This is a genomic window from Corynebacterium sp. HMSC05D03, assembly GCF_001807205.1.
In the GTDB taxonomy this organism is placed as follows: Bacteria; Actinomycetota; Actinomycetes; order Mycobacteriales; family Mycobacteriaceae; genus Corynebacterium; species Corynebacterium aurimucosum.
In genome coordinates this window covers 31,466-56,116 of the sequence record NZ_KV788171.1, presented here as the reverse complement: position 1 = coordinate 56,116, position 24,651 = coordinate 31,466, and the positions used below count along the sequence as shown (strand labels likewise).

The following is a 24,651-nucleotide window of genomic DNA, read 5'->3' as shown; positions in this document are numbered from 1 at the left end:
GAGTGTCATGTCTGCACACTCGTCTGGTCCCATCATTTCCCCATCCATTCTGGCCGCTGATTTCACCCGCTTGGGTGAGGAGGTTCAGGCCGTGGCCAACGCGGATTGGATCCACGTTGACATCATGGATGGTCACTTTGTGCCCAACTTGTCCTTCGGCCCGGATATTACGGCGACGGTGGACGGGATTACCTCGCAGACCCTCGACGTTCACCTCATGATCGAGGAGCCGGAGAAGTGGGTGGAAACCTACGCCAAGGCCGGGGCTGATTGCATCATCTTCCACGTCGAGGCCGTGGCCGATAAGGAAGCGGCCATCGCCTTGGCCCGCAAGATCCGTGACCTAGGGGTGCGCGCGGGCTTCTCCATCAAGCCAGGCACCCCGATTGAGCCCTGGCTGGATGCCTTGGAGCACTTCGACGAGGTTCTCGTCATGTCTGTTGAGCCTGGCTTTGGTGGTCAGAGCTTCATGCCGGATCAGTTGGACAAGGTTCGCACCTTGCGTGCGGCCATTGACGAGCGCGGCCTCGACGTCCTCATCGAAATCGATGGCGGCATTTCTGCCGAGACGATCCGCTCCGCCGCCGAGGCGGGCTGCGATGCCTTCGTGGCGGGATCAGCCATTTACAAGCAGGCGGATAAGGCGGCGGCCATCGAGGAGCTGCGCCGATTGGCTACGCTGTGAACCCACGCCACGATTCTGCTGTCCTTGCGCAAGCGTTACGCCTAGCCATGGAGGCCGGCGAGCAGGTGCGCGGTACAACGAGCCCAAACCCACCGGTGGGAGCAGTCATCCTTGATTCCGCTGGGCAGGTGGTTGGCGTCGGCGCAACCCAGCCCCCGGGCGGACCGCATGCTGAAGTCATGGCGCTGCGCGATGCGGGGGACAAGGCACGCGGTGGAACCGCGGTGGTCACCTTGGAGCCCTGCAATCACACGGGCCGTACTGGTCCCTGCGCGCAGGCGCTTATCGATGCGTCCGTATCCGCTGTCTACTACTTCCACCCGGACCCCACCCCGCAAGCTGGGGGAGGGTCAACCACTCTGCGTCGCGCCGGCATCACCGTGGGACAGCTCTCGGAACCGGCAGAAGGAGCAGATGCGCTGGAGCCGTGGCTGTGCGCCGTTGCACTCGGTCGCCCGCACGTCACGTTGAAGTTCGCACAGAGCCTGGATGGTTTCACCGCCGCAGTGGATGGCAGCAGCCAGTGGATCACGGGGGAGCAGGCCCGCGAGCATGTGCACCGTGACCGAGCTCAGCGCGATGCCATCCTTATCGGAACTGGCACAGCCTTAGCGGATAACCCGTCTTTGACGGCGCGCTGTGCGGATGGTTCCTTGCGCCCGCAGCAACCGCGGCGTGTTGTCATCGGCTCCCGGGATGTGTCTCAAGGAGGACAAACCAACCTTGAGAGACTAGGTTTTGAGCACTATGCCTCTCCACAGGAGGCCCTAGATGAGCTATATGCCACGGGTGCCCGAGATATTCTCGTCGAAGGCGGCGCGGGGCTCGCAACAAGCTTCATGGAGCTAGGTTGTGTCGACCGGATCCAGGCTTATATAGGAAATGTCATCCTCGGTGAAGGCAGGGGTGTTCTCACCAGTGCTGTGTCGTCGAACTTGGCCCGCGCCCAAAGATGGCGGCGTTGCGCGGTTACCGAGCTCGGCGAGGACCTGCTTGTGGAATATCGCAAGGATGAAAAGCTTTGAAAGCTGGGAAACATTGAAAGCTGGCAAGCTTTCAATGGGTAGAAGATTCAAGGACTAGAAGATTTAGAGTGTTAAAAAGAAAGGGAAGTGCGGTCTATGTTTACCGGACTCGTTGAGGAGATCGGTCACGTCGATAGCGTCGAACCGCAGGGTGATGCCGTGCGGTTGGGTATTGCGGCATCTACCGTATTGAATGACGCGCAACTAGGTGATTCCATCGCGGTCAACGGCGTGTGCCTGACCGTGGCTGAGTTAGGAGAAGGGACCTTCATCGCCGATGTCATGAAGGAATCCTTAAACCGTAGCTCTCTCGGCGAGCTCGCGGAGGGCTCGCCGGTTAACCTCGAGCGTGCGGTGCTCCCGACGACGCGTTTGGGCGGCCATATTGTGCAGGGCCACGTCGATGGCACCGGGACGTTGCTGTCCCGCACGCCTTCAGAGCACTGGGAGGTATTGCGCTTTAGTCTGCCGGCTGAGCTGGCGCGCTACGTGGTGGAAAAGGGCTCCATCGCGGTGCAGGGGACCTCCCTGACGGTATCGGCTTTGTCAGTTGGACAGGAAGAGCCCGGTGCGGAAGCCTTCTTTGAAGTCTCACTCATTCCCACCACCCTGCGCGATACCGTCTTTGGTTCCATGAAGCCAGGCGCCCGAGTAAATCTCGAGGTAGACGTGGTTGCCAAGTATGTGGAGAAAATGGTTCACCCTAACGCCCACGGCGCGGGAACAGAGGGATAGAGTTAGTCCTTATGAGCGCTGCAGATTCAGCTTTTAGTTTAGATAGCGTCGACCAAGCCATCGCCGACATCGCGGCCGGCAAGGCAGTCGTCGTCATAGATAATGAGGACCGCGAGAACGAAGGCGACCTCATCTTCGCCGCTGAGCTCGCCACCCCGGAGCTTGTGGCCTTTATGGTGCGCTATAGCTCCGGCTACATTTGCGCGCCGCTGCTCCCGGAAGACTGTGAGCGGTTGAACCTACCTCCAATGCTGGCGGTTAACCAGGACGTGCGCCAGACCGCCTACACCGTGACCGTGGACTTGGCTAATGGCTCGACGGGTATCTCCGCCACCTCGCGCTGCGACACCATTCGGCGCTTGGCTGATCCTTCCTCTGAACCGTCGGAGTTCACACGCCCTGGCCACGTGGTCCCGCTCGCTGCCCGCCCGAATGGTGTGCTCGAACGCGATGGGCATACGGAAGCTGCCATCGACCTGGCCCGGCTGGCCGGTCTGCGCCCTGCCGGCGTGCTGTGTGAAATCGTCTCCGAAGAGGACCCCACGGACATGGCCCGCTCGCCGGAGCTGCGTCGCTTTGCCGACGCTCACGGGCTGACGATGATTTCCATCGAGCAGCTCATCGAGTGGCGTCGTCACAACGAACAACAGGTCCGCCGCGAGGTAGAAACCCGCCTGCCCACCGAGTACGGCGAGTTCCGCGCGGTGGGCTATTCGAGTGACGTCGATAAGCGCGAGCACATCGCCCTCTTCGTCGGTGACGTGGAGAGTTATAGCGGTGCGGAGGATGTGCCCGTTCGTGTCCACTCTGAGTGCCTTACAGGGGACGTCTTTGCCTCTCAGCGCTGTGACTGTGGGCCGCAGCTGCAGGAATCCCTTCGTGCGGTGCAAGAAGCAGGACGCGGGATCGTCATCTACCTGCGCGGACAGGAAGGCCGCGGCATCGGTTTAGTGAATAAACTCAAAGCCTATCGCCTGCAGGACAAGGGAATGGACACCGTTGATGCCAACGTGGAGCAGGGCCTGCCCGAAGATGCCCGCGAGTATTCCGTGGCCGGCCAAATCCTGCGGGATGTAGGCGTGAAGTCCGTGAACCTCTTGACCAATAACCCGCACAAGGGCGAGGGTCTACAGGGCTTTGGCATTGATGCCACCGCACGCACCGCGTTGGCTACCCCCGCGACGGCGGAGAACATCAGCTATCTGCGCACGAAGCGCGACCGGATGGGGCATGATCTGCCACAGGTCGCCGAATGGGACCAGAAGCACTCGTAAGGCATTAAGCCGGAAAATCGAGCTGAAAACTAAAACAAAGGAGCACCCAATGAGCAAGGAAGGCTTGCCAACCCCGAAGAATGTCTCGGGTGAAGGACTCCGCGTCGCGGTTGTCACCGCCACGTGGAACGCCGAGATTTGTGATCAGCTGCATCGTCGCGCACTGGAGACCGCTGAAGCAGCCGGTGCCGTTGTGACCCCGCTGCGCGTTGTGGGCGCTTTGGAGCTCCCCGTAGTGGTCCAGGCCGCGGCGCGCACGCATGACGCCGTGGTGGCACTGGGCTGTGTTGTCCGTGGCGGTACTCCGCACTTTGATTATGTGTGTGATTCCGTCACCCAGGGGCTGACCCGCATCGCGCTCGATGAATCCACTCCGGTGGCTAATGGTGTGCTCACCGTCAACGACTATGATCAAGCAGTTGATCGCGCTGGCTTTGCAGACTCCGCAGAAGATAAAGGTGCAGAGGCCATGCAGGCAGCTTTAGAAACCGTGCACACCTTGCGTACACTGGACGAGTCAAACCTAAAGTAGGCTGCCACGCGCAACCACGGCGCCCTGCATATCAGCACAGAGCCGTGGCCTGCCTCAGCGGAGTGATGAGGAGATGGAAAACTCGATGACGGACCCACAGGTGCCCTTGGGCCATGAAGAGCGGGAACAGTCAGCTCACGCCAATTCGTCCTCGCAATCCTTGCGGCCAGCCGCATCGAGCTCTGCGGGGGGCGCACCGCGCATGAGCGAGGAGCAGTTGTTGGCCTATACCAGCGCTGATCCTTTTGCCCAGACCTCATCCAAGCCTTGGGAATATGAAGCGACGTCGCCTTACCTGCGCAAGGTGGCGATCATCTGGATCATCCTCGTCATGGCAGCGCACTTATTTATGGGCTTCACTGTGGGCTTGTCTTTTACCGGCGCAACGGTGACGACTATTGATAAGTTCGCTTTCCCCGGGGTGGGCGTGGTGATTTCGATCCTGTCGTGGTTGGCATTGACTCGGCCGCGACTCCGCGCGAACTCTGATGGGGTAGAGATCCGCAACATTCTAGGAACCCGCTTCTACCCGTGGCAGGTCATCTACGGCCTATCTTTCCCTGAGGGATCACGCATGGCGCGTATTGAGCTGCCTGACTTCGAATACGTGCCGGTTTGGGCCCTGCAGTCAGGTGATAAGCAGAACGTCATCACCAAGGTCCGCTCTTTCCGTGACCTGGAAGCCCGCTACATGCCGCAGGATGACTAGTGGCTGATCCCTCTGAGTACCGCCCCGCGCCCGGAAGCATCCCCACGGATCCGGGCGTTTATAAGTTCCGCGATGAGAACCGCCGCGTCATCTATGTGGGCAAGGCGAAGAACCTGCGCGCGCGGCTATCAAACTACTTCCAGGACATCACCCAACTGCACCCGCGAACCCGCCAGATGGTTCTGACTGCGGCCTCAGTCGAATGGACTGTGGTGGCCAGCGAGGTGGAAGCACTGCAGTTGGAGTACACGTGGATCAAGCGCTTCGATCCACGTTTCAACGTCATGTACCGCGACGATAAAACCTACCCTATGCTCGCGGTATCTGTGGGGGAGACCGTCCCGCGTGCGTTCTTCTATCGCGGCCCACGCCGCAAAGGAGTGCGTTATTTCGGCCCTTATTCCCATGCCTGGGCGGTGCGCGAATCCCTCGATCTTCTGACTCGAATCTTTCCCATGCGCACGTGCGCCAAGGGTGTGTATAACCGTCACGAGCGCTTAGGACGGCCGTGTCTTTTGGGCTACATCGGCAAGTGCGATGCTCCCTGCATTGGCCGCGTCAGCCCCGAGGAACACCGCGAGACGGTCAACCAGCTCATCAGCTTCATGAATGGCAATACCGCCCCGGTGCGCAAGAGGATAACTCAGCGCATGGAGGAGGCGGCGGAGAACCTAGAGTTCGAGTTGGCAGCACGCCTGCGCGATGACCTCGGCGCGATAGACAAATTGATGGAGCAGCAAGCCGTGGTTCTGTCCGATGGGACGGATGCAGACCTCATCGCGTTTAGCTCCGATGAACTTGAAGCGGCGGTGCAGATTTTCCACGTACGTTCGGGCCGCATCCGCGGTCAGCGTGGTTGGGTGGTCGAGCGCTCTGGTGATCAGGCAACGACAGACGTGGTGGAGGAGGGCCAAGCAGATCCGGGTCTGCCGGCACTGATCCAGAACTTCCTCATCCAGTTCTATTCGGATGCCGTCGAGCGTCAGCGCCAAGAGGCTGCCGAGGACGCCAAGTTGGAACGCAGGGGAGTGGACCAAGAATCCCATGCCGACACACGGCAGGGTAACGCCATTCCTCGCGAGATTCTGGTCCAAGCCCTTCCAGATGAAGCTGACGAAGTCAAGATTGTTCTCGAGGAGTTGCGAGGCTCCCAGATTGACTTGCGCGTCCCGCAGCGCGGCGACAAGCGCGCACTGATGGAGACCGTCGAGAGGAATGCCAAGGAGCAACTGAAACAGCACAAGCTCAAGCGCGTGGGCGATCTGACTGCCCGGTCCGCAGCACTCCAGGAGCTGCAGGAGGCGCTAGGCATGGATTCCGCGCCGCTGCGCATTGAGTGTACGGATATCTCGCACATTCAAGGTACCGATGTCGTGGCTTCCTTGGTGGTCTTCGAAGATGGCCTGCCACGCAAGTCTGATTACCGCCGCTACCGCATCAAGGAGGCTGCGGGTGATGGACGCTCCAACGATGTCGGTTCCATCGCTGAGGTGACTCGCCGCCGCTTCAAGCATCACCACGATGACAAGCGAGCGGTTCCGGACGAGGAACTGGAGAACACTACCTTCGCCGAAGAGATGGTGCACGAAGAGGCGGCGAGCCAGACCAAACGTAGCTCCTACCCACCGCAGCTTTTCATTGTGGATGGAGGCGCACCGCAGGTGGCTGCGGCGCAGGCAGTTTTCGACGAACTCGGCATCGTGGACGTAACCCTCATCGGTCTGGCGAAGCGCCTAGAAGAAGTGTGGGTTCCGGGTGATGATGAACCGGTGATTTTGCCCCGCAATTCTCAGGCGCTCTTCTTGCTCCAGCACCTCCGTGATGAAGCCCACCGTGTCGCCATTTCCTATCACCGCCAGCAGCGCTCGAAGCGTATGCGCTCATCGGTTCTTGATGCCGTTCCGGGCTTGGGGCCCCAGCGTCGTACTGACCTGGTCAAGCACTTCGGCTCGGTGAAGAAGCTCAAAGAAGCCAGCGTGGAAGAGATTGCTGAGGTCAAGGGTTTCGGGCCGAAGTTAGCGCAAACAGTATTTGATCATCTTCACGCTTCCTAAGAAGGCTTGGCTGTCGAGATAATTCCCACCGAGGACTTTAAATAGGTGGTAAGAATGGAAGCCATGACGCTGTTTGATTCCCCACCCATTTTGATCACCGGCATGTCAGGCGGTGGCCTGACGTCGGCGGCTAAAGTGCTGGAGGATAAAGGCTATTACGTAGCCCACAACATTCCCCCCAAGGCAATCGTTGACCTACTCAAGTTGTGCGCGAGCCCGGAATCCCCGGTTTCTAAAATTGCCGCGGTGACCGATGTGCGCTCCCGCTTGTTCCCGGGTTCCTTGGCAGAAACTCTTGATGAACTCGAGCAGTTAGACATGAAACCGACACTGCTTTTCCTCGACGCGCGGGATGATGTGCTCATTCGCCGCTTCGATTCAGTTCGTCGTACGCACCCGCTGCAGGACGGGGAAACCCTCAAGGCGGGCATTCAGCGCGAGCGCGCAGCAGTACAGTCCATCCGTGACCGCGCGGATATCATCATTGATACGACCAATCTGTCTGTCCACGACCTGCGCCGCGCGATCGAGGCCTCTTTCGGCGAGATGGGTCATGAGCTACAGCACGTCACGTTAGAGTCCTTCGGCTTCAAGCATGGCTCCCCGCGTGACGCAGATCTTGTCGTCGATGTCCGCTTCCTTCCCAATCCTTATTGGGTGCCCGAATTGCGGGGGTACCGCGGTACTGATGAACCGGTCGCAGACTACGTCCTCTCCCAGGACGCCGCTAAACCCTTCATTGATCACTTCATCACCATGCTTGACTCGATGCTTGCCGGCTACCGGCACGAGGGCAAGAACTTCATTACCGTAGGCATCGGGTGCACCGGTGGGCATCACCGATCTGTGGCCGTTACGGAGGAGATTGCTCGCCGTCTCAGGGAGCGCGCGGATCTGGATGTGAGCACACTGCACCGTGACATCGCCCGGGATTAGGTGCGATAAGATAAAAAATCATTCCCTACCCTTGGATGACCGAAAGCTAATATTTCCGTGACGTCTCTCCCTACCCACATGGCTAGCCTGGGCGGTGGCCATGGTCTTTATCAAACCCTTTTGGCTGCGCGCCGCACCGGCGCGGAGGCGATCTCTGCCATCGTCACTGTGGCTGATGACGGCGGTTCTTCCGGACGGCTGCGCCGCGAGATGGACATTATTCCGCCGGGTGATTTGCGCATGGCGCTCGCCGCGTTGTCGAGTGACTCAGAGGAGGGCCAGATGTGGGCCTCAACGCTGCAGCACCGCTTCCAAAGCACCGGCGCCATGGCCGGCCACGCGGTGGGTAATCTCCTCATTGCCGGACTCACTGAGGTCTTGGGGGACTTCCAAGCGGCGCTTGACGCGGTGGGACGGCTAACGCAGTCTGCGGGCCGCGTGCTGCCGGCTGTGAATCTGCCGCTCGATATCGAAGCGGACGTGGCCGGGCTTGACGACGATCCCCGCATCATGCGCTCTGTCCGCGGCCAAGTCGCCGTGGCGTCCACCGTGGGGCAGGTTCGCCGCGTCCGGATCATCCCGGAGAAGCCACAGGCCAATCCGGAAACCATCGCGGCCCTGCGCGATGCGGACCTCATCACCTTGGGCCCGGGATCGTGGTTTAGCTCGGTGCTTCCACACGTCCTTGTGCCGGAGATTGTCAACGCAATTACGTCCTCGGATGCGCTTCGCGTTGTGGTACTTAACCTTTCCGCGGAACCAGGGGAGACCCAGGGCTTTTCAGCTGAGCGCCACCTGCACGTCTTAGCGCAGCATGCGCCAAACCTGCGGGTAGACAAAGTAATCGTCGATGGTTCTGGTCTTCCGAATGAGTCGGAGCGAGTTTTCGTGCAGCGTGCGGCCAGCGTGCTCGGCGCTACGGCGGTCTTCCGCGATGTGTGCCAGAGCGATGAGAATGGACATTCTCTCAACAAGCATTGCCCAAACAAGCTCGCGCAGGTACTGACTGAGCTTTATACCGACTATGCCGCTCAGCGCGATTCTTCAGCGGGTGCCCCGGGCACTCACCGCGGCTAAGTGCACGATAGACTAAGTGGCATTCATCGCTCACCGCAGCGTCGCTGCGCTTCACAGGCGCGGTGGTGCGTGCTGTGTATGCACGAGCTCAAGGCCCTTCTAGGGCCAGTTGCACCACTGCTGCTTTCTGCGGTGAGTTACATCAAGAGTTGAAAGGGGAGGCACGAGGTGTCTGCGTCATTGACCGATCAGGTCAAGGAGGAACTTACGGCGGTGTCCGTACCGCGCCAGTCCGCTCGTGCGGCGGAGGTTGCCGCGATCCTCAGGTTCGCCGGCGAGCTCCACATCACCGGAGATAGGGTGATGTACGAGGTCGAATTGGAATCGAAGAGCGTAGCCACTCGCTTGGTCACCGCACTCGACGAGTTGTATTCGATTTCTGCGAGCACCCACGTAGCCGGCCCCGCCGCATCCTCTAAAAAGAGCAGAGTACAGGTGCGAATCACTACCGGGGCCAAGGAGTTGACTAGGCGCCTGGGGTTGGTGACCCGCTCGGGTCACCCAGTCGTGGGCCTGCCACCGCAAGTAATCTCCGGCTCTGTTGCGGATAATGAAGCAGCTTGGCGCGGCGCCTTTTTGGCGCAAGGTTCGCTAACCGAGCCGGGCCGGTCTTCAGCGCTGGAGGTGACCTGTCCTTGCCAGGAGGCAGCACTCGCTCTCGTAGGCTGCGCGCGTCGTTTGGGTGTAGCGGCGAAAACTAAGGAGACCCGCGGGGCCGATCGCGTCGTGGTGCGTGATGGCGATGCCATTGGTGCGTTGCTGACCAGAATGGGGGCCCAAGAGACTCGACTGACGTGGGAGAAGAAACGTATCCAACGCGAAGCCCATGACACCTCCCGCCGCCTAGATAACTTCGATGACGCCAACTTACGCCGTTCTGCCCGTGCGGCAGTTACAGCTGCGGCTCGCGTCGAACGCGCCATGGTTATCTTGGGCGATGACGTCCCGGAACATCTCGCGGACGCCGGCCGCCTACGCGTGCAGCACCGCGAAGCTTCCTTGGAAGAGCTCGGACGCTTGGCTGATCCGCCGATGACCAAGGACGCGGTGGCTGGGCGTATTCGCCGCCTGCTTTCTATGGCAGATAAGCGCGCGAAGGAACTTGGTGTGCCGGATACGACGAAGGCAGTGACAGAGGAACTTTTTGAGGAATCCTAGTCTCTCGTCTTAGCCCCAGACGCAGTCGAATGTTGTGCCCGTTCGGGCACCATCGCGACCGTCTGGGGCAATTTTTTGACTATCGATGGTGAATTTATGACCGGCGATAACCGGTTTATTTTTGGATTCACCCGCTCTTTTTTGCTTTAGTGAGATATCCCACCTTGCCCTCTTTAGGGCCAACATAATCCCACATAAACGGGCATATCTGCAGGTGTGTGCGTTTGGGGGATTGTCTTAAGTAACTAGCGGTCTATCTAGTGTACGCCCCTTTTCCCTTTCGTGCGAGCATCTTGGTTGGGAACCTGAACGCGCACTGCAGGATGCAAAATCCGTGGGTACTATCGGCCGTGTTGGGAAAACCACCGAGCACGTCACGGAAGTGGCAGGGCAACGGTGCCGCAAGAACGGTCCACCGCACTGCCTATAAAGACAAAGTCTCGGAAGCCCCCACAATTGAACTTCACTCGATTATTTGAGGAGACATTACAGTGACCATTCGCGTAGGTATCAACGGATTTGGCCGCATCGGCCGCAACTTCTTCCGTGCAGTCGCACAGGGCAACAATGACCTCGAGGTCGTCGCAGTTAACGACCTGACGGACAACGCAACCCTGGCCAACCTGCTCAAGTACGACTCGGTTCTGGGCCGCTTCGACGGTGAGATCGAGCATGACGACGAGTCCATCACCGTCAACGGTCACAAGATTGCAGTCTCCGCAGAGCGCGATCCGAAGAACCTGAACTGGGGCGAGTACAACGTAGACATCGTCATCGAGTCCACCGGTTTCTTCACCGATGGTGAGGCTGCCAAGGCTCACATCGAGGCCGGCGCCAAGAAGGTCATCATCTCTGCACCGGGCAAGAACGTTGACGCAACCTTCGTCTACGGCGTTAACTCCGATGAGTACGACGCTGAGAAGCACAATGTCATCTCCGCCGCATCCTGCACCACCAACTGCCTGGCACCGATGGCCAAGGTCCTGCACGAGAAGTTCGGCATCGAGAAGGGCCTGATGACCACCATCCACGCCTACACCGGTGACCAGCGCATCCAGGATGCTCCGCACCGCGACCTGCGCCGCGCCCGCGCCGCAGCCGTCAACATGGTTCCGACTTCCACTGGTGCAGCAAAGGCTGTCTCCCTGGTTCTGCCGGAGCTGGAGGGCAAGCTGGACGGTTACGCAATGCGCGTTCCTACCATCACCGGTTCCGCTACCGACCTGACCTTCCAGGCATCCCGCGACGTCACCGCTGAGGAAATCAACGCTGCTATCAAGGAAGCCGCCACTGGCGAGTTCGGCGAGACCCTGGGCTACACCGAGGACCCGATCGTCTCCACCGACATCATCACCGATTCCCACGGCTGCATCTTCGATGCTGGCATGACCAAGGTTTCCAACGGAAACTTCGTCAAGGTCCTCGGCTGGTACGACAACGAGTGGGGCTACACCAGCCAGCTTGTGCGCACCACCTCCCTGGTTGCCTCTAAGCTCTAAAGCTTCGCCCTCTGAAATGAGCACAGTGAAGCAAGCTGTGATTGCCTGCGGAAGCACCGCGGGCTAGATACCGGCCCACGCGCCGCGCCTACTATCTCTGAATATGTGGCGTGCGCTGGGCCGGTAGTCGTCTTTAAGGAACGAGTACGCGCTTTCACGCACATCGCGAATCAGGTTCCGGCACACTTTCTAATTGAATAGCATTAACCTTTAGCTTGAGTACCCACCTTTAAGGAGAACACAATGGCTTTCAAGACTTTGGACGATCTGCTCGCAGAAGGCGTTTCCGGCCGCCACGTCCTTGTTCGTTCTGACTTCAATGTCCCGCTTGATGATGAAGGAAACATCACCGACTCTGGCCGCATCACCGCCTCGCTGCCGACTATCAAGGCTCTCATTGAGGGGGGAGCGAAGGTCATTCTGTCGGCACACTTGGGGCGTCCGAAGGGCGAAGTAAACCCGAAGTACTCCCTCGCGCCAGTCGCAGAGGCTCTCTCCGAGGCGCTGGATCAGTACGTTGCCCTTGCCGGCGACGTCAGCGGTGAAGACGCTCACGAGCGCGCCAACGGCCTCAACGATGGCGATGTTCTCCTCCTGGAGAATGTTCGCTTCGATCCGCGCGAGACCTCCAAGGATGACGCTGAGCGCGGCGCCTTCGCCGATGAACTCGTCGCCCTGGCTGCGGACAACGGTGCCTTCGTCTCCGATGGTTTCGGCGTTGTTCACCGCGCACAGGCCTCTGTGTACGACGTCGCCAAGCGCCTGCCAGCATACGCCGGCAAGCTGGTGCAGAAGGAAGTGGAAACCCTGGCTGCGGTAGCAGAGAAGCCAGAGCACCCGTACGTGGTCGTTCTGGGCGGCGCCAAGGTTTCCGACAAGCTCGGTGTGATCGAAGCGCTTGCCGGCAAGGCCGACAAGGTGATCATTGGCGGCGGCATGTGCTACACCCTTTTGGCTGCGCAGGGCTACAACGTCCAGAACTCTTTGCTGCAAGAAGACCAGATTGACAACTGCAAGGAGCTGCTCGAGCGCTTCGGTGAAAAGATTGTCCTGCCGGTCGACCTCGTTGCTGCAACCGAGTTCGATGCTCAGGCAGAGAACAAGGTCGTCGCCCTGGACGGTATTCCGGAGGGTTGGCAGTCTCTCGACATCGGCCCGGAGTCGGTGAAGGAGTTCGACGAGGTCATCGCTTCTTCCAAGACCGTCTTCTGGAACGGCCCAATGGGTGTCTTTGAGATGGAGGCCTTCTCCAAGGGCACCGCCGGTGTGGCACAGTCGATCATCGACGCCACCGCTAAGAACGGTTCCTTCACCGTCGTTGGCGGCGGTGACTCCGCAGCTTCCGTCCGCCTGCTCGGCCTCGATGAAGATGGCTTCTCTCACATCTCTACCGGTGGTGGCGCTTCCCTCGAGTTCCTTGAAGGCAAGGAGCTGCCGGGCGTCAAGGTCCTGGAAGCCTAAGCACTTAAACCGTCAACTCAGTCTGATTTAGAAAGGCTAATCATGGCACGTACCCCGCTTATCGCAGGTAACTGGAAGATGAACCTCGACCACAAGGAAGCTATTGGTTCCTTGCAGAAGTTCGCATTCTCTCTGCCGAAGGAATACTACGAGAAGGTTGACGTGGCTTTCATGGTCCCGTTCACCGACATCCGCACTGTGCAAACGCTGGTCGACGGCGACGACTTGCAGTTCACCTACGGCGCACAGGACATCTCCAAGCATGAGTCCGGCGCATACACCGGTGAGGTGTCCGGCAAAATGCTCTCCGCCCTGGGATGCTCCTGGGCAGTCGTTGGCCACTCCGAGCGCCGTCAGTACCACGGTGAGACCGACCAGCTGGTTGCTGAGAAGGCCGCTGCAGCTCTGACTAACGGCATCAGCCCTATTGTCTGCGTGGGCGAGCCGCTCAACGTGCGCGAGGCAGGCACTCACGTGGATTACGTGGTCACCCAAACCCGCAACTCCCTGCAAGGCCTTTCTGCCGAGGACCTCTCTAAGACCGTCATCGCGTATGAACCGGTCTGGGCAATCGGTACTGGTAAGGTTGCTTCCGCTGAGGACGCGCAGGAAGTGTGCGCAGCCATTCGCGAGCTCGTCCGTGAACTGGGCGGCGATGAGGTGGCCGAGGGGATCCGCATTCTCTACGGTGGCTCCGTCAAGGTGGATTCCATCGCGGAGATCGTAGGCAAGCCGGACGTCGACGGCGGCCTGGTTGGCGGTGCTTCTCTCAAGGGCGAGGAGTTTGCCAAGCTGGCGGCTAACGCTGCCCAGGGCGCATAGCCCTCATACCAGCTAGCATCACGCTCATGAGCCGTGGCGGGTCGGAATGGTTTCTGGCCCGCCACGTGGTGTATTATCGGGGATTATTGCGCCCGCTTTTGGCGCCCTCTTCTCCGTGGGCTGACGGCATAGGCTGTCACCACCACATAAAATGAACGAACGCGTAAAACAAGGAACTATTTCATGATCTTGGCACTGGAAATCATCCTCGTGATTGCCGCAATCCTGATGTCTGTCTTCGTGCTGCTGCACAAAGGTAAGGGCGGCGGTCTTTCCAGTCTCTTTGGCGGCGGTGTGCAGTCCAACTTGTCTGGTTCCACCGTGGTTGAAAAGAACCTCGACCGTTATACCGTGGTCATGGTGGTCATCTGGCTCGCTTGCATCGTAGCCCTGAACCTGCTGCAGGCATTTAGCGGCTAAAACCGCCAGCTGGCCTACGGCCACAACAACGCAGAACGCCGCGTGCTTCCTCTCATGGAGGAGGGAACGCGGCGTTATTTTTTCCTAGGCTTCAAGCGACCGGGGAACCGTGGCGCTAAAGCTGCTGTGCGGCGTCTTCACTGACGAAAAGTAGAGTCTCTTCGGTGCCCCGCGCACCTGCGGCAGGCCAATCCTCAGCCGCGGCCCCGGCTACGAGATGGGACGCAGCTTCGGCCTTCTCCTCACCGGAGACAAGGAACCAAATGCGTTGAGAGCGATTGATAGCGGGGTAGGTCAGCGTGACGCGCTCCGACGGGGGCTTAGGGGAATCATGGACAGCAAATGCATAGTCCGTATCCTCATAGACTGCCTCCGAGTGCGGGAAAAGAGAGTTGATGTGGCCTTCATGTCCCATGCCCAAGAGGTGAATGTCGAAGCCCTCCGGCGCAAAATCACGAATCTCGCCTTCATAGGCTTGGGCGGCGTGCTCCATGGATACCGCACCCAAGTCATAGCCATGAATGTGCGGTTCTGGAATACCGACCTTGCTGAGAAGAGCCTCGCGAGCTTGTCCCTCGTTGGAATCCGAATCGCTGACCGGAACATTGCGCTCATCCCCGAAGAAGACATGGACCCGCGTCCAGTCCACGGCCAATGCGGGATAGTCGCCGCCTTGCTGCTCGGCAGCTTCGTGGAGGCGCGCCAATTCGCGGAGGACACCGATTCCAGCACCACCACCGGTGAGGACTACGCGTGCTACTCCGTCCTTGTGCAGGCCACCGCCCGGGGCTTGAATCGCTGCAATCGTTTCAATAAAGGCGAGTGCGGCGGAGGATATGAGCTCGTCGATGTCGCTAACGCGGCGAAGCGTGACCATGGTGAAGAAAGATCCTTCTGAATGATGGGACTGGGGAAACGATGGAATAGTTACGCCTACACACTGTAGTGCACGCGCGCTAAGGCGCGGAGAGCATGGGCGTATGTCCTATCCGAATCAAGGTGGCGCAGCTCTTCCGAGAGCACCTCCGCTTCGGAACGCACAGCGAGGCTCACGAGCGATTCCGGGGAACCGGGGACGCTGACCTTAACCGTCGTGGCGTCGACGGCCGTGACAGTGATATCCGCGGTGGGGCGCCGGAAAACTAAGGAGGTAATCGGGAAGGCGCCTGCCTCGCATTCCGAGATTCTACGGGTGACGGGGACGGAAAGGGCGTCGAGCAGCCAGCCGGCCGCAAAATCGACGGCGGCATGGTGCTCGGCTCCGGAAATCTCCACCGAATTGACAGGCTCGTGTGGATGGCGGTCAAGAGCAGAGGCGATGATGCCACGCCACAGGGTAATGGCGCCCCAGGACATATCGGAATCACCCGGCTTATAGCCGGAAGACAGCACGTGAAGGTCGTATTGATCAACACCGCTGCCGAAAGCCACGTTAGTGATGCGGCGTTGGGCTAGAGCACCGATGGGTACGGCTGCGGGCGCAGGCGGGCAGGCAGTAGGCCACCAAGCAACGATCGGTGTATCCGGAAGAAGAAGGGGAGTAACCACTGCTTCTGCTTGGTCGGCGAGGGCGCCATGGAGGTGCATAACGACGATTTCCGAGGCACCAGCCTCGCCGCCGACGCGCAGCTCAGCATCGAGGCGGGTTTCCTCTTCGAGGGAGCCCGAGGCGATCACGATGACGCGGGAGGGGTGCTCGTGGGAGGCATCGCGTACTGAAGTGAGCAGGTTGTCAAGGTCATCGCCTTCTTCGGTCATAACGATGAGCGTAAGCACGCGGCCGGTCGTGAGCGTGTAATGCTCCTGCATCTCCACGAGCTTTTTAGAGATTTTGCGCGTGGTCGTATCTGGCAAGGGGATAATCATAAAGCCATTCCTCCTAGGGGCCCTACGGACGGCGCCAGGAATGACCCCGGCGGCGCAGCATTCTATCGGCAGACTCCGGCCCCCATGTGCCAGCGCGGTACTGCTCTGGCTGACCGATGTTGGACCAGTATTCAATGATGGGGTCGAGGATGGACCAGGACAGCTCCACTTCCTCGTTGGTGGGGAAGAGGGAGGACTCGTCTAAGAGGGCGTCGAGAATCAGGCGCTCGTAGGCTTCCGGTGATTCCTCGGTGAAGGCCTCGGCGTAGGCGAAGTCCATGTTGACGTCGCGCACCTCCATGGTGGAGCCGGGAACCTTGGATCCGAAGCGCATGGTGACGCCTTCATCTGGCTGGACGCGGATCACCACGGCATTCTGGCCCAGTGAATCAGCTTGACCTTGGTCAAAAGGCTGGTGTGGGGCGGTCTTAAAGACGAGTGCAATCTCCGTCACGCGGCGGCCGAGGCGCTTGCCGGTGCGCAGGTAGAAAGGAACGCCCGCCCAGCGACGGGAATTGACCTCAAGGGTGCAGGCTGCATAGGTTTCCGTCGTGGATTCGGGATCGAAGCCTTCTTCTTCCCGGAGGCCATTAACATACTCTGAGCCCTGCCAGCCAGCGGAGTACTGGCCGCGGGCTGTGGTCTTGTTAAGTGGGTGCACCGCGTTGGTGGCACGCAGCACCTTGATCTTTTCGGCTTGGAGCGCCTCCGGGGCAAAGGAGGAAGGCTCCTCCATGGCGACGAGGGCCAGCAGCTGCAGGAGATGGTTTTGGATGACATCGCGGGCAGCGCCGATGCCGTCATAGTAGCCAGCACGGCCTCCGAGCCCGATGTCTTCGGCCATGGTGATTTGCACATGGTCGATATAGTGCGCATTCCACATGGGTTCGAAGATCTGGTTGGCAAAGCGCAAAGCCATGATGTTCTGCACCGTTTCTTTACCCAGGTAGTGGTCGATGCGGAAGACCGAGGACTCTGGGAAAACGGCGTTGACAATCTCGTTGAGCTGGCGTGCGGAATTCTGATCGTGGCCGAAAGGTTTCTCAATGATGACGCGGCGCCAGGAATTATCCGTGCTATCTGCCATGCCGACGCGCTCCAACTGATGGCAAATATCGGAGAAGAACTCCGGGGGCACGGAAAGGTAGTAGGCCCAGTTACCGCCCGTGCCGCGGGAAGCGTTGAGCTCAGCGAGTCGGGCAGACAGCTTGTCAAAGCCTTCGTCATCGAAGCTGCCTTGTACAAACTCGATTCCCTTGGCGAGGTGCTCCCACACATGCTCACTGAAAGTGGTTCGTGCTCCTGCCTCGGCGGCTTCGCGTACGTAGTCGCAGAAGGCCTGTTTATCCCAGTCGCGGCGGCCGTAGCCGACCAAAGTGAAGCCTGCCGGAAGCAATCCGCGATTGGCCAGGTCATAGATTGCAGGCAGGAGCTTCTTGCGCGCCAAGTCACCCGTGACGCCAAAAATCACCATGCCAGAGGGGCCGGCGATGCGTGGCAGGCGCTTGTCCTTCGCGTTGCGCAACGGGTTGACCCACGCGCTGGTAGTGCTCACTAAGTGTCCTTTCGGTCTGTGTGAGTTAAGTCCAACTGCTCAGCATAGCGACCCGCGCCGCGTAGGCCATAGTTGCGTGGCCATAGACGGTGCGTGAGTCGCTGTTGAGCAATCACTGTTCGCCGTTGTCTAAGCGAGGCGGTCCGTCATTGAAGCAAGCAAAGTGTCCCATGCATCGACGAACTTGTCGACGCCCTCCTTCTCCAGCACTGCGAAGACATCAGCGAAGTCAATGCCAACTGCCTCCAGCTGTGACCACACCCGCTCTGCCTGCTCCGCAGAGCCACTGAGAGTATCGCCGTGCAGGTTGCCCTGCTCGAGTACGGCATCGATGGTCTTCTCCGGCATCGTGTTAACGGTATCCGGTCCAGCTAGCTCAGAAACATAGAGCGTGGCAGGGTAGTCGGGGTTCTTAACTCCCGTCGACGCCCACAAGGGGCGTTGCGGGTTAGCACCAGTTGGGAGGTCTTCGCTGCCCTCCGTGAACTCTTTGCGGAACAGGGCGTAGGCCCGCTGAGCGTTAGCCACGCCAGCTTTTCCGCGCAAGGCAAGAGCCTCGTCAGAGCCGTTCAATTCCAAGCGCTTGTCTACTTCGGTATCCAAACGGGAGACAAAGAAGGATGCTACGGAGTGAATCCTAGAAACGTCCTTGCCCGCCGCAGCCGCGCGCTTGATTCCCTCCTTATAAGCAGCAATGACCTGGGCGTAGCGTTCGACGGAGAAGATAAGGGTGACATTGACGGAGATGCCCTCGGCGAGGGCGTCGGAGATAGCAGGAAGGGAGCCATCGGTAGCTGGGATCTTGATCATGAGGTTGGGGCGCTCAACCTTCGCCCACAGCTCACGTGCCTGCTCCAGGGTTGCTTCCGCATCTGCGGAGATGCGGGGATCTACCTCGATGGAGACGCGGCCATCCCGGCCACCCGACTTCTCGTAGATCTCGGTAAAGACGTCGCACGCGTTACGGACATCGTCGATAGCCAGTGCGTACACAGCTTCGTCCGCGTTAGCGGACTTTTCCTTCAGTGCTGCGATATCGGAATCATAGGAGGTGCCGGATGACATTGCGGCAGCAAAGATCGCGGGGTTCGTGGTGACACCCACGATGGACTTAGTGTCCAAGAGCTCACGGAGGTTGCCGGAGTCTAGGCGCTCGCGGGAAAGATCATCGAGCCAGGTTGACGTCCCGAGGTGAGCCAGGTCATCAATATGCGTCATGGTGTGGTGTAGGTCCTTTCGTGAGGGGAACTCGGAACGGGAGACTAGTCTGCCTGCGCCGCGCTCAGTGCTTCGCGCGCGGCATCAGCAACGGCCTCGGCGGTGAAACCGAAGTTCTCAAAGAGCTCTGCGGCAGGTGCAGAGGCACCAAAGTGCTCCAGAGACACGGTGCGGCCGAAGGAACCGGTGTACTTGTGCCACGGCATAGAGATACCAGCTTCGACGGAGACGCGCGCGCGGACCGAGGAGGGAAGGACGGATTCGCGGTAGGAAGCATCCTGCTCATCGAACCACTCCAGGCACGGTGCGGAAACGACCCGGGTGGCAGTACCTTCAGCCTCGAGCTGCTTGGCGGCTTCCACAGCGAGCTGCACCTCGGAGCCGGTGGCAAGGAGGATGACATCTGGAGTTTCCTTCGATGCCTCAACAAGGATGTAGGCGCCGCGGCGGACGCCTTCGGCCGCCTTTTCCTTGGTGCCCTCAAGCACTGGAAGATTCTGGCGGGACAGCGCTAGGCCCTTCGGCGCGGCCTTGTACTCGAGTGCTGCCGCCCACGCCTGGGCCGTCTCGTTAGCATCGGCCGGGCGGATGACGGAAAGGTTGGGGATGGCGCGCAGGGCAGCGAGCGTTTCCACCGGCTGGTGGGTGGGGCCGTCTTCGCCCAAGCCAATGGAATCGTGAGTCCACACGTAGTAGGTATCGGTGGACATGAGCGCACCGAGGCGCACGGCGGGGTACTGGTACTCAGAGAAGATAAGGAAGGTACCGCCATAGACGCGGGTATTGCCGTGCAACGCAATGCCGTTCATGATGGCGGACATGGCGTGTTCACGAATACCGAAGTGCAGGTTGCGGCCATAAGGTGTGGCAGTCCAGGCATCCGTAGTGATGGACTCGGGGCCAAAGGACTCCGCGCCCTTGATCACCGTGTTATTGGAGCCTGCCAGGTCGGCGGAACCGCCCCACATCTCCGGCAGGGAGGCCGCAAGTGCTTGAATGGCGGCTTCAGAAGCCTTTCTGGTAGCCAGAGACTCGCCCGCTTCCCACGTGGGAAGCTCGGCGGCGAAGTCAGCAGGAAGTTCGCGTGCCTGGAGGCGGTCGAAGAGCTTCTTCTCTTCCGGGTTGGCTGCGGCCCACGCGTCGAATTTCTCCTGCCACTCAGCATGTTTCTGTGCACCGCGGGCAGCCAGCTCGCGGGTATGAGCGAGAACTTCCTCGTCGATGTGGAAGGACTGCGCAGGGTCGAAGCCGAGGACTTCCTTGGTCGCGGCCACCTCGTCTTCACCGAGGGCGGCGCCGTGGACGCCACCGGTGTTCATCTTGTTCGGTGCTGGGTAACCGATGACCGTCTTTACACGGATGAAGGAAGGGCGGGAGGTTTCGGCGCGGGCAGCAGCAGCGGCCGCTTCGATGGCTTCGACGTCCTCACCGGACTCCACGGTCTGCACGTGCCAGCCATAAGCCTCGTAGCGCTTGGCGACGTCCTCGTTGAAGGCAATGTTGGTGTCATCCTCGATGGAGATGCGGTTGTCATCCCAGAAGACGATAAGGTTGCCCAGCTTCTGAGTACCTGCCAAGGAGGAGGCCTCAGCAGTCACGCCCTCCTGTAGGTCACCGTCAGAGGCGATGACATAGACATAGTGATCGAAAGGAGATTCGCCAGCCGGGGCGGAAGCGTCGAACAATCCACGCTCCTTGCGCGCGGCCATGGCCATACCAACCGCGGAAGCCAGGCCCTGGCCCAGCGGGCCGGTGGTGATTTCTACGCCGTCGGTGTGGTGAACCTCCGGGTGGCCGGGAGTCTTAGACCCCCACGTGCGCAAAGACTTGAGATCCTCCATCTCGAGGCCGAAGCCGCCGAGGAAGAGCTGGATATACTGCGTCAGAGAAGAGTGCCCCACGGAGAGGACAAAGCGGTCGCGCCCCGCCCAGTGAACATCTGCTGGGTCATGGTTGAGCACGCGCTGGTAGAGCGTGTAGGCCAGAGGCGCCAAGGACATGGCGGTACCGGGGTGGCCGGAGCCGCAGTTCTGAACGGCATCGGCAGCGAGCACGCGGACGGTATCCACGGCGCGAGTGTCGAGGTCACTCCAGTCCGAAGGATAACGGCGCTGAACCATAGCCTGCAGTTCCGGGGACAACTTTTCGTGCGACACGGCGAAAACCTCACTTCGCTTCTGGAAACAGATATACCGTTAATCAGTGTAAAGGTTTTTCGATCTTCGGCGGGGGATTATATAAACCAGGTTTCGGGCGGTAGTCTGGCATGGTTGACGCCGTTGCTCCTCGCTTTCGGATCTGGCTGGCGAGTGCTTCGAAGACGAAACCTCGACCGTGCCACACAGCTCTCGGGATATCTCGGGAACTCTTTAGCGCGAGCAGACGACCACTACTTCAGACCTATAAGCCATACACCCACGTGCCGGATATACGGAGGACTATTCCTTGGAGACCATCAAGGCCTATTTTGCGCTAACGAAACCGAGGATCATTGAACTCCTCCTCGTGGCAGCAATCCCGGCTATGCTCCAGGCCCAGCGTGGATTCGAGGCGGTGTCCTCAAACTTCTGGCTCATCGTATCCACCATCTTTGGCGGATGGATGGGTGCCGCTGCGGCCCACACGTTCAACAACGTCGTGGACTATGAGATTGACCAGAAGATGCAGCGCACTCGTGCTCGGCCGCTGGTGCGCAAGACTATTTCGCGTCGCAATGCCGCCATTTTTGCTTGGGTCATGCTCGCACTATCCGTCTTCTGGCTGGGCGTGCTGGCGCATTCCTGGCTGGCGGCGTTCTTCGTGCTGCTGACTAACTTCTTCTATGTCATCGTCTACACGAAGTTCCTTAAGATGCGAAACTCCCAGAACATTGTCTGGGGTGGTCTAGCAGGCTGTATGCCCGCCATGGTGGGCTGGGCAGTGATCCGGGATAACGCACCGGCGGGGGAGCCTGACCGTTGGTGGCAAGCCGTAGTGTTGTTCCTCATCATCTTCTTCTGGACCCCGCCTCATACGTGGGCGCTGGCGATGAAATACAAGGAGGATTACCGCAAGGCCGGGGTGCCGATGCTGCCCGTCGTTGCCGGGGAGGTGGAAGTTACCCGCCAGATTGTGTGGTACACCATCGGCACGGTTATCGTGACCTTCCTTATTATCCCGGCAGCCTCTTGGATCTACTTGGTGGCCGCGGTGGCCTCCGGTGCGGTCTTCTTATGGATGGCAATCCGCCTCCACCAAGGGGTGAAGAAGGGCGCAAAGGTCAAGCCCATGCGCCTATTCATCTACTCCAATAACTATCTCTCAGTCCTCTTCATTGGGCTGTCTATCGACGCCGTCGTGGGCTGGGAACCCATCGGTCGCATGCTGGGCTGGTCGGCCGCCCTCTTCTAACGAGGCGGCCTGCCAACCAGATCAGCGAACCTCCAATTATCTCGACCTAGTCCAAGGAGCTACTCCCTGGACTAGTCTTCTCTTACGCGCAGAACGATGGAGCCGGTGGTTTTGCGCTCTTGGAGGTCGCGGTGGGCCTGAGCGGCTTCGGCGAGCGGATATTCCGCCGAGATGCGGAAGTCGAGGTCGCCATCGATGACCGCCTGCACCACTGCCTGGGCGCGCATCTGGAACTCGCCTTCCTGGGAGGTCCAAGCGCCGAGCGAGGGGCGGGTGAGGAAGATGGAGCCGTGCTTGTTCAGCAGCTGCGGGTCCATCGGCGGGACGGGGCCCGACGCAGCACCGAAGAGCGCGACCGTGCCGCGCGGCCGCACAACCTCAAGGGATTCACCGAAGGTGGCTTTCCCGACGCCATCGTAGACCACGTCGACGCCGCGCCCGCCATTGTGACGACGTACCTGCTCGGCCAAGCCACTGCTGTAGCGGAACACGTGGTCTGCACCCGCGCCGTAGGCCAGCTCTTCCTTCTCATCGGTGGAAACCACGGAATAGACGGTGGCGCCCAGGGCCTTGGCCATCTGGGTGAGGATTAAGCCCACGCCGCCCGCACCGGCGGTAATGAGGCAGGACGCACCTTCCCCCAGCTGATAGACACCGTGGGTGAGGTAGTGCGCCGTCATGCCCTGGAGGAGCATGGAACCTGCGACGGCGGAAGGAATCTCGTCGGGGACGGCCACCACGCGGTCGCGCGGCACGCAGACTTGCTCCGCATAGGAGCCGAAAGCGTGATCCCAGGCCACCATCGTGCCCGGGGCGATTTCCCCCTGGGGGTCGTGCACAACGCGTCCGGTTCCCTCGAGTCCGATGATGAACGGCACGGAGGCGTTGTAGATGCCTTCGCGGTAGTAGGTGTCGATGTAGTTGACACCGGCCACGGAGACGTCGACAAGCAGCTGCTCCTTCGTCGGCGTGGGGGATTCTACCTCGGCGTAGGTGAGGACCTCGGGCCCTCCGGTCGTGGTCACCTGAATAGCATGCATGGTGTCTAGGCTAAACGAAGCCGAGGGCTCCGCGCAGCAAAAAGCGCCGCCATCCTCACTTCCTGGTGAGAACGGCGGCGCTGGGAGTACCTGTCTTAATGGCTTTACTGGCTCTTTTGGCTCTGCCTAGCTGTGAGCTGCGGGGACGTTCTCGTCACCGCGCTGGGCTGTGCCGGTGCTGGCGCCATCCCCGGCGCCGATGCGGCGCAAGCCATGCGCCCATAGCAAGGCGGTGAAGGCCGTGACCACTGAGGACATGCCCACGTGGAAGGGGACGGTCCAGCGGGGGATGTGGAGGTAGAACTGGGTGACACCGATAGCCCATTGGATGACGATGCAGGCAATGAGCACCCAGCCGGCCTTCTTCGCCACCTTGGGAGCGCCGGTGCGGTGCAAGAGGAAGACCACGATGAGCGTCAGCGCTAAGTAGACGTACATGCAGACCGCGTGAATGATGGCCATGCCATAGGTGTCCACACCGAGGCGGCCCTCCATGCCCACGCCGGCATCACCGGAGTGGGTACCCGAGCCAGTGACAAAGGTGCCCGTCAGCAGAACGATGGACAGGGCCACAGTGGCCACCACCGCGAGGGTGCGCACCGCGGCGGGGAAGAGGCGAGTGGGAGTGCCGTCATCGGGTTCATTAATGCGGGAGAACAGCATGGCCGCGATCCACACCAAGACCATCGACGGGAGGAAATGCACAGCCACACTCCACCAAGAAAGCTTCAGCACGACTGACAGAGCGCCAATGAGTGCCTGCACCACGATGCCGGCGAGCCCCGCCCAGGCATAGACCTTGAGCTCCTTGCGGCGCTGCGCCTTGTGAACGACCACAATGCTGGCGATGGCAGCCGCCGCGACAACGAAGGTCAGCAGGCGGTTTCCAAACTCAATGGCTTGGTGGAGCATGGGGGCCGCACCCTCAATGGGCACCAAGGAACCGGGGTGGCAGTTGGGCCAGGTAACGCAACCAAGGCCGGAGCCGGTGACGCGCACAATGGAGCCCGATACCGTAATGCCGCCCTGACAGAACAGAAGGATGAGGGCGATAGTGCGCTGCATCTTCAGCGACGGGCCAGAGGCCACGCCGGCAGGCGCGAGGGGACGTTGAGAAGAAACATTTGCGGTACTCACGGCTATTCAGCCTACCGCTCGGCCCTGCCCCGGAACCAATATCGACGGGTGGGTCACA

The 24,651-nt window shown here is 60.1% G+C and carries 22 protein-coding genes; 15 read left to right on the top strand and 7 right to left on the bottom strand.

Annotation, left to right across the window (positions count from 1 at the left end; genetic code table 11):
• Window positions 1-7: 7 nt before the first annotated feature.
• The 14 genes from rpe (at window position 8) to secG (ending at window position 14,387) form a co-directional block, all read left to right on the top strand.
• Window positions 8-685, top strand: coding sequence for a ribulose-phosphate 3-epimerase (gene rpe, locus HMPREF3147_RS04330; protein ID WP_070444913.1), 678 nt, complete (start codon window positions 8-10; stop codon window positions 683-685).
• Complete coding sequence (gene ribD, locus HMPREF3147_RS04325; protein WP_083276435.1) at window positions 682-1,710, top strand: bifunctional diaminohydroxyphosphoribosylaminopyrimidine deaminase/5-amino-6-(5-phosphoribosylamino)uracil reductase RibD; 1,029 nt, start codon at window positions 682-684, stop codon at window positions 1,708-1,710. The genes rpe and ribD overlap by 4 nt, the downstream gene beginning before the upstream one ends.
• Before the next feature lie 96 nt (window positions 1,711-1,806).
• The gene (locus HMPREF3147_RS04320) at window positions 1,807-2,445 is read left to right on the top strand and encodes a riboflavin synthase (protein ID WP_070444910.1); all 639 of its coding nucleotides are present in this window, start codon (window positions 1,807-1,809) and stop codon (window positions 2,443-2,445) included.
• A gap of 11 nt (window positions 2,446-2,456) precedes the next feature.
• Entirely contained in the window at window positions 2,457-3,719 is a 1,263-nt protein-coding gene (locus HMPREF3147_RS04315) for a bifunctional 3,4-dihydroxy-2-butanone-4-phosphate synthase/GTP cyclohydrolase II (protein ID WP_070444907.1), read from the top strand.
• A 49-nt stretch (window positions 3,720-3,768) separates the two neighbouring features.
• Window positions 3,769-4,251, top strand: a complete 483-nt coding sequence (gene ribH / locus HMPREF3147_RS04310; RefSeq protein WP_070444904.1) for a 6,7-dimethyl-8-ribityllumazine synthase — start codon at window positions 3,769-3,771, stop codon at window positions 4,249-4,251.
• Window positions 4,252-4,453: 202 nt separating this feature from the next.
• The gene (locus tag HMPREF3147_RS04305) at window positions 4,454-4,960 is read left to right on the top strand and encodes a PH domain-containing protein (protein WP_236659274.1); all 507 of its coding nucleotides are present in this window, start codon (window positions 4,454-4,456) and stop codon (window positions 4,958-4,960) included.
• Window positions 4,960-7,014, top strand: a complete 2,055-nt coding sequence (uvrC, locus tag HMPREF3147_RS04300; protein WP_070444898.1) for an excinuclease ABC subunit UvrC — start codon at window positions 4,960-4,962, stop codon at window positions 7,012-7,014. Before HMPREF3147_RS04305 ends, uvrC begins: the two co-directional genes overlap by 1 nt.
• A 54-nt stretch (window positions 7,015-7,068) precedes the next feature.
• Complete coding sequence (gene rapZ / locus HMPREF3147_RS04295; RefSeq protein ID WP_070444895.1) at window positions 7,069-7,950, top strand: RNase adapter RapZ; 882 nt, start codon at window positions 7,069-7,071, stop codon at window positions 7,948-7,950.
• A gap of 78 nt (window positions 7,951-8,028) precedes the next feature.
• Entirely contained in the window at window positions 8,029-9,027 is a 999-nt protein-coding gene (gene yvcK, locus HMPREF3147_RS04290) for a gluconeogenesis factor YvcK family protein (RefSeq protein WP_070444892.1), read from the top strand.
• A 168-nt stretch (window positions 9,028-9,195) separates the two neighbouring features.
• A complete protein-coding gene (whiA, locus tag HMPREF3147_RS04285; RefSeq protein ID WP_070444889.1) occupies window positions 9,196-10,185 on the top strand; it encodes a DNA-binding protein WhiA in 990 nt (329 codons plus the stop codon).
• Between the two features lie 491 nt (window positions 10,186-10,676).
• The gene (gene gap / locus HMPREF3147_RS04280) at window positions 10,677-11,684 is read left to right on the top strand and encodes a type I glyceraldehyde-3-phosphate dehydrogenase (RefSeq protein ID WP_070444886.1); all 1,008 of its coding nucleotides are present in this window, start codon (window positions 10,677-10,679) and stop codon (window positions 11,682-11,684) included.
• 243 nt (window positions 11,685-11,927) lie between these two features.
• A complete protein-coding gene (gene pgk / locus HMPREF3147_RS12985) occupies window positions 11,928-13,145 on the top strand; it encodes a phosphoglycerate kinase (RefSeq protein ID WP_070444883.1) in 1,218 nt (405 codons plus the stop codon).
• 42 nt (window positions 13,146-13,187) lie between these two features.
• Window positions 13,188-13,967, top strand: coding sequence for a triose-phosphate isomerase (gene tpiA, locus HMPREF3147_RS12980; RefSeq protein WP_070444881.1), 780 nt, complete (start codon window positions 13,188-13,190; stop codon window positions 13,965-13,967).
• Window positions 13,968-14,150: 183 nt separating this feature from the next.
• Window positions 14,151-14,387 carry a preprotein translocase subunit SecG gene (secG, locus tag HMPREF3147_RS04265; protein WP_010186761.1) on the top strand — a complete coding sequence of 79 codons (237 nt, stop codon included), beginning with the start codon at window positions 14,151-14,153 and terminating at the stop codon, window positions 14,385-14,387.
• Window positions 14,388-14,502: 115 nt separating this feature from the next.
• Here secG and pgl read toward each other — a convergent pair whose 3' ends face one another.
• The 5 genes from pgl to tkt all read right to left on the bottom strand — a co-directional run bounded on the left by pgl (window position 14,503) and on the right by tkt (window position 21,146).
• On the bottom strand, window positions 14,503-15,264 hold the full coding sequence (pgl, locus tag HMPREF3147_RS04260; RefSeq protein WP_070444878.1) for a 6-phosphogluconolactonase: 762 nt from the start codon (window positions 15,262-15,264) through the stop codon (window positions 14,503-14,505).
• 56 nt (window positions 15,265-15,320) lie between these two features.
• Window positions 15,321-16,253, bottom strand: coding sequence for a glucose-6-phosphate dehydrogenase assembly protein OpcA (locus HMPREF3147_RS04255; RefSeq protein WP_070444875.1), 933 nt, complete (start codon window positions 16,251-16,253; stop codon window positions 15,321-15,323).
• Between the two features lie 22 nt (window positions 16,254-16,275).
• Window positions 16,276-17,808 carry a glucose-6-phosphate dehydrogenase gene (gene zwf, locus HMPREF3147_RS04250; protein WP_083276434.1) on the bottom strand — a complete coding sequence of 511 codons (1,533 nt, stop codon included), beginning with the start codon at window positions 17,806-17,808 and terminating at the stop codon, window positions 16,276-16,278.
• 129 nt (window positions 17,809-17,937) lie between these two features.
• A complete protein-coding gene (gene tal, locus HMPREF3147_RS04245) occupies window positions 17,938-19,026 on the bottom strand; it encodes a transaldolase (protein ID WP_070444873.1) in 1,089 nt (362 codons plus the stop codon).
• 44 nt (window positions 19,027-19,070) lie between these two features.
• The gene (gene tkt, locus HMPREF3147_RS04240; protein ID WP_210384567.1) at window positions 19,071-21,146 is read right to left on the bottom strand and encodes a transketolase; all 2,076 of its coding nucleotides are present in this window, start codon (window positions 21,144-21,146) and stop codon (window positions 19,071-19,073) included.
• Between the two features lie 325 nt (window positions 21,147-21,471).
• On the opposite strand from tkt, the gene HMPREF3147_RS04235 reads away from it, so the two are divergent.
• On the top strand, window positions 21,472-22,416 hold the full coding sequence (locus HMPREF3147_RS04235) for a heme o synthase (RefSeq protein ID WP_010186753.1): 945 nt from the start codon (window positions 21,472-21,474) through the stop codon (window positions 22,414-22,416).
• A gap of 71 nt (window positions 22,417-22,487) precedes the next feature.
• Here HMPREF3147_RS04235 and HMPREF3147_RS04230 read toward each other — a convergent pair whose 3' ends face one another.
• Both HMPREF3147_RS04230 and HMPREF3147_RS04225 read right to left on the bottom strand, forming a co-directional pair.
• Window positions 22,488-23,456, bottom strand: coding sequence for a quinone oxidoreductase family protein (locus HMPREF3147_RS04230; RefSeq protein WP_070444867.1), 969 nt, complete (start codon window positions 23,454-23,456; stop codon window positions 22,488-22,490).
• Between the two features lie 126 nt (window positions 23,457-23,582).
• Complete coding sequence (locus tag HMPREF3147_RS04225) at window positions 23,583-24,593, bottom strand: COX15/CtaA family protein (RefSeq protein WP_070444863.1); 1,011 nt, start codon at window positions 24,591-24,593, stop codon at window positions 23,583-23,585.
• Window positions 24,594-24,651 lie beyond the last annotated feature (58 nt).

Excerpts from the sequence above, each read along its gene's own strand:
- yvcK (WP_070444892.1), top strand. The coding sequence starts at position 8,029 with ATGGCTAGCCTGGGCGGTGGCCATGGTCTTTATCAAACCCTTTTGGCT.
- HMPREF3147_RS04320 (WP_070444910.1), top strand. The coding sequence starts at position 1,807 with ATGTTTACCGGACTCGTTGAGGAGATCGGTCACGTCGATAGCGTCGAA.
- tkt (WP_210384567.1), bottom strand. The coding sequence starts at position 21,146 with ATGGTTCAGCGCCGTTATCCTTCGGACTGGAGTGACCTCGACACTCGC.
- tpiA (WP_070444881.1), top strand. The coding sequence starts at position 13,188 with ATGGCACGTACCCCGCTTATCGCAGGTAACTGGAAGATGAACCTCGAC.
- HMPREF3147_RS04230 (WP_070444867.1), bottom strand. The coding sequence starts at position 23,456 with ATGCATGCTATTCAGGTGACCACGACCGGAGGGCCCGAGGTCCTCACC.
- secG (WP_010186761.1), top strand. The coding sequence starts at position 14,151 with ATGATCTTGGCACTGGAAATCATCCTCGTGATTGCCGCAATCCTGATG.
- ribH (WP_070444904.1), top strand. The coding sequence starts at position 3,769 with ATGAGCAAGGAAGGCTTGCCAACCCCGAAGAATGTCTCGGGTGAAGGA.
- tal (WP_070444873.1), bottom strand. The coding sequence starts at position 19,026 with ATGACGCATATTGATGACCTGGCTCACCTCGGGACGTCAACCTGGCTC.
- rpe (WP_070444913.1), top strand. The coding sequence starts at position 8 with ATGTCTGCACACTCGTCTGGTCCCATCATTTCCCCATCCATTCTGGCC.
- pgk (WP_070444883.1), top strand. The coding sequence starts at position 11,928 with ATGGCTTTCAAGACTTTGGACGATCTGCTCGCAGAAGGCGTTTCCGGC.
- pgl (WP_070444878.1), bottom strand. The coding sequence starts at position 15,264 with ATGGTCACGCTTCGCCGCGTTAGCGACATCGACGAGCTCATATCCTCC.
- HMPREF3147_RS04305 (WP_236659274.1), top strand. The coding sequence starts at position 4,454 with ATGAGCGAGGAGCAGTTGTTGGCCTATACCAGCGCTGATCCTTTTGCC.
- HMPREF3147_RS04315 (WP_070444907.1), top strand. The coding sequence starts at position 2,457 with ATGAGCGCTGCAGATTCAGCTTTTAGTTTAGATAGCGTCGACCAAGCC.
- HMPREF3147_RS04255 (WP_070444875.1), bottom strand. The coding sequence starts at position 16,253 with ATGATTATCCCCTTGCCAGATACGACCACGCGCAAAATCTCTAAAAAG.
- rapZ (WP_070444895.1), top strand. The coding sequence starts at position 7,069 with ATGGAAGCCATGACGCTGTTTGATTCCCCACCCATTTTGATCACCGGC.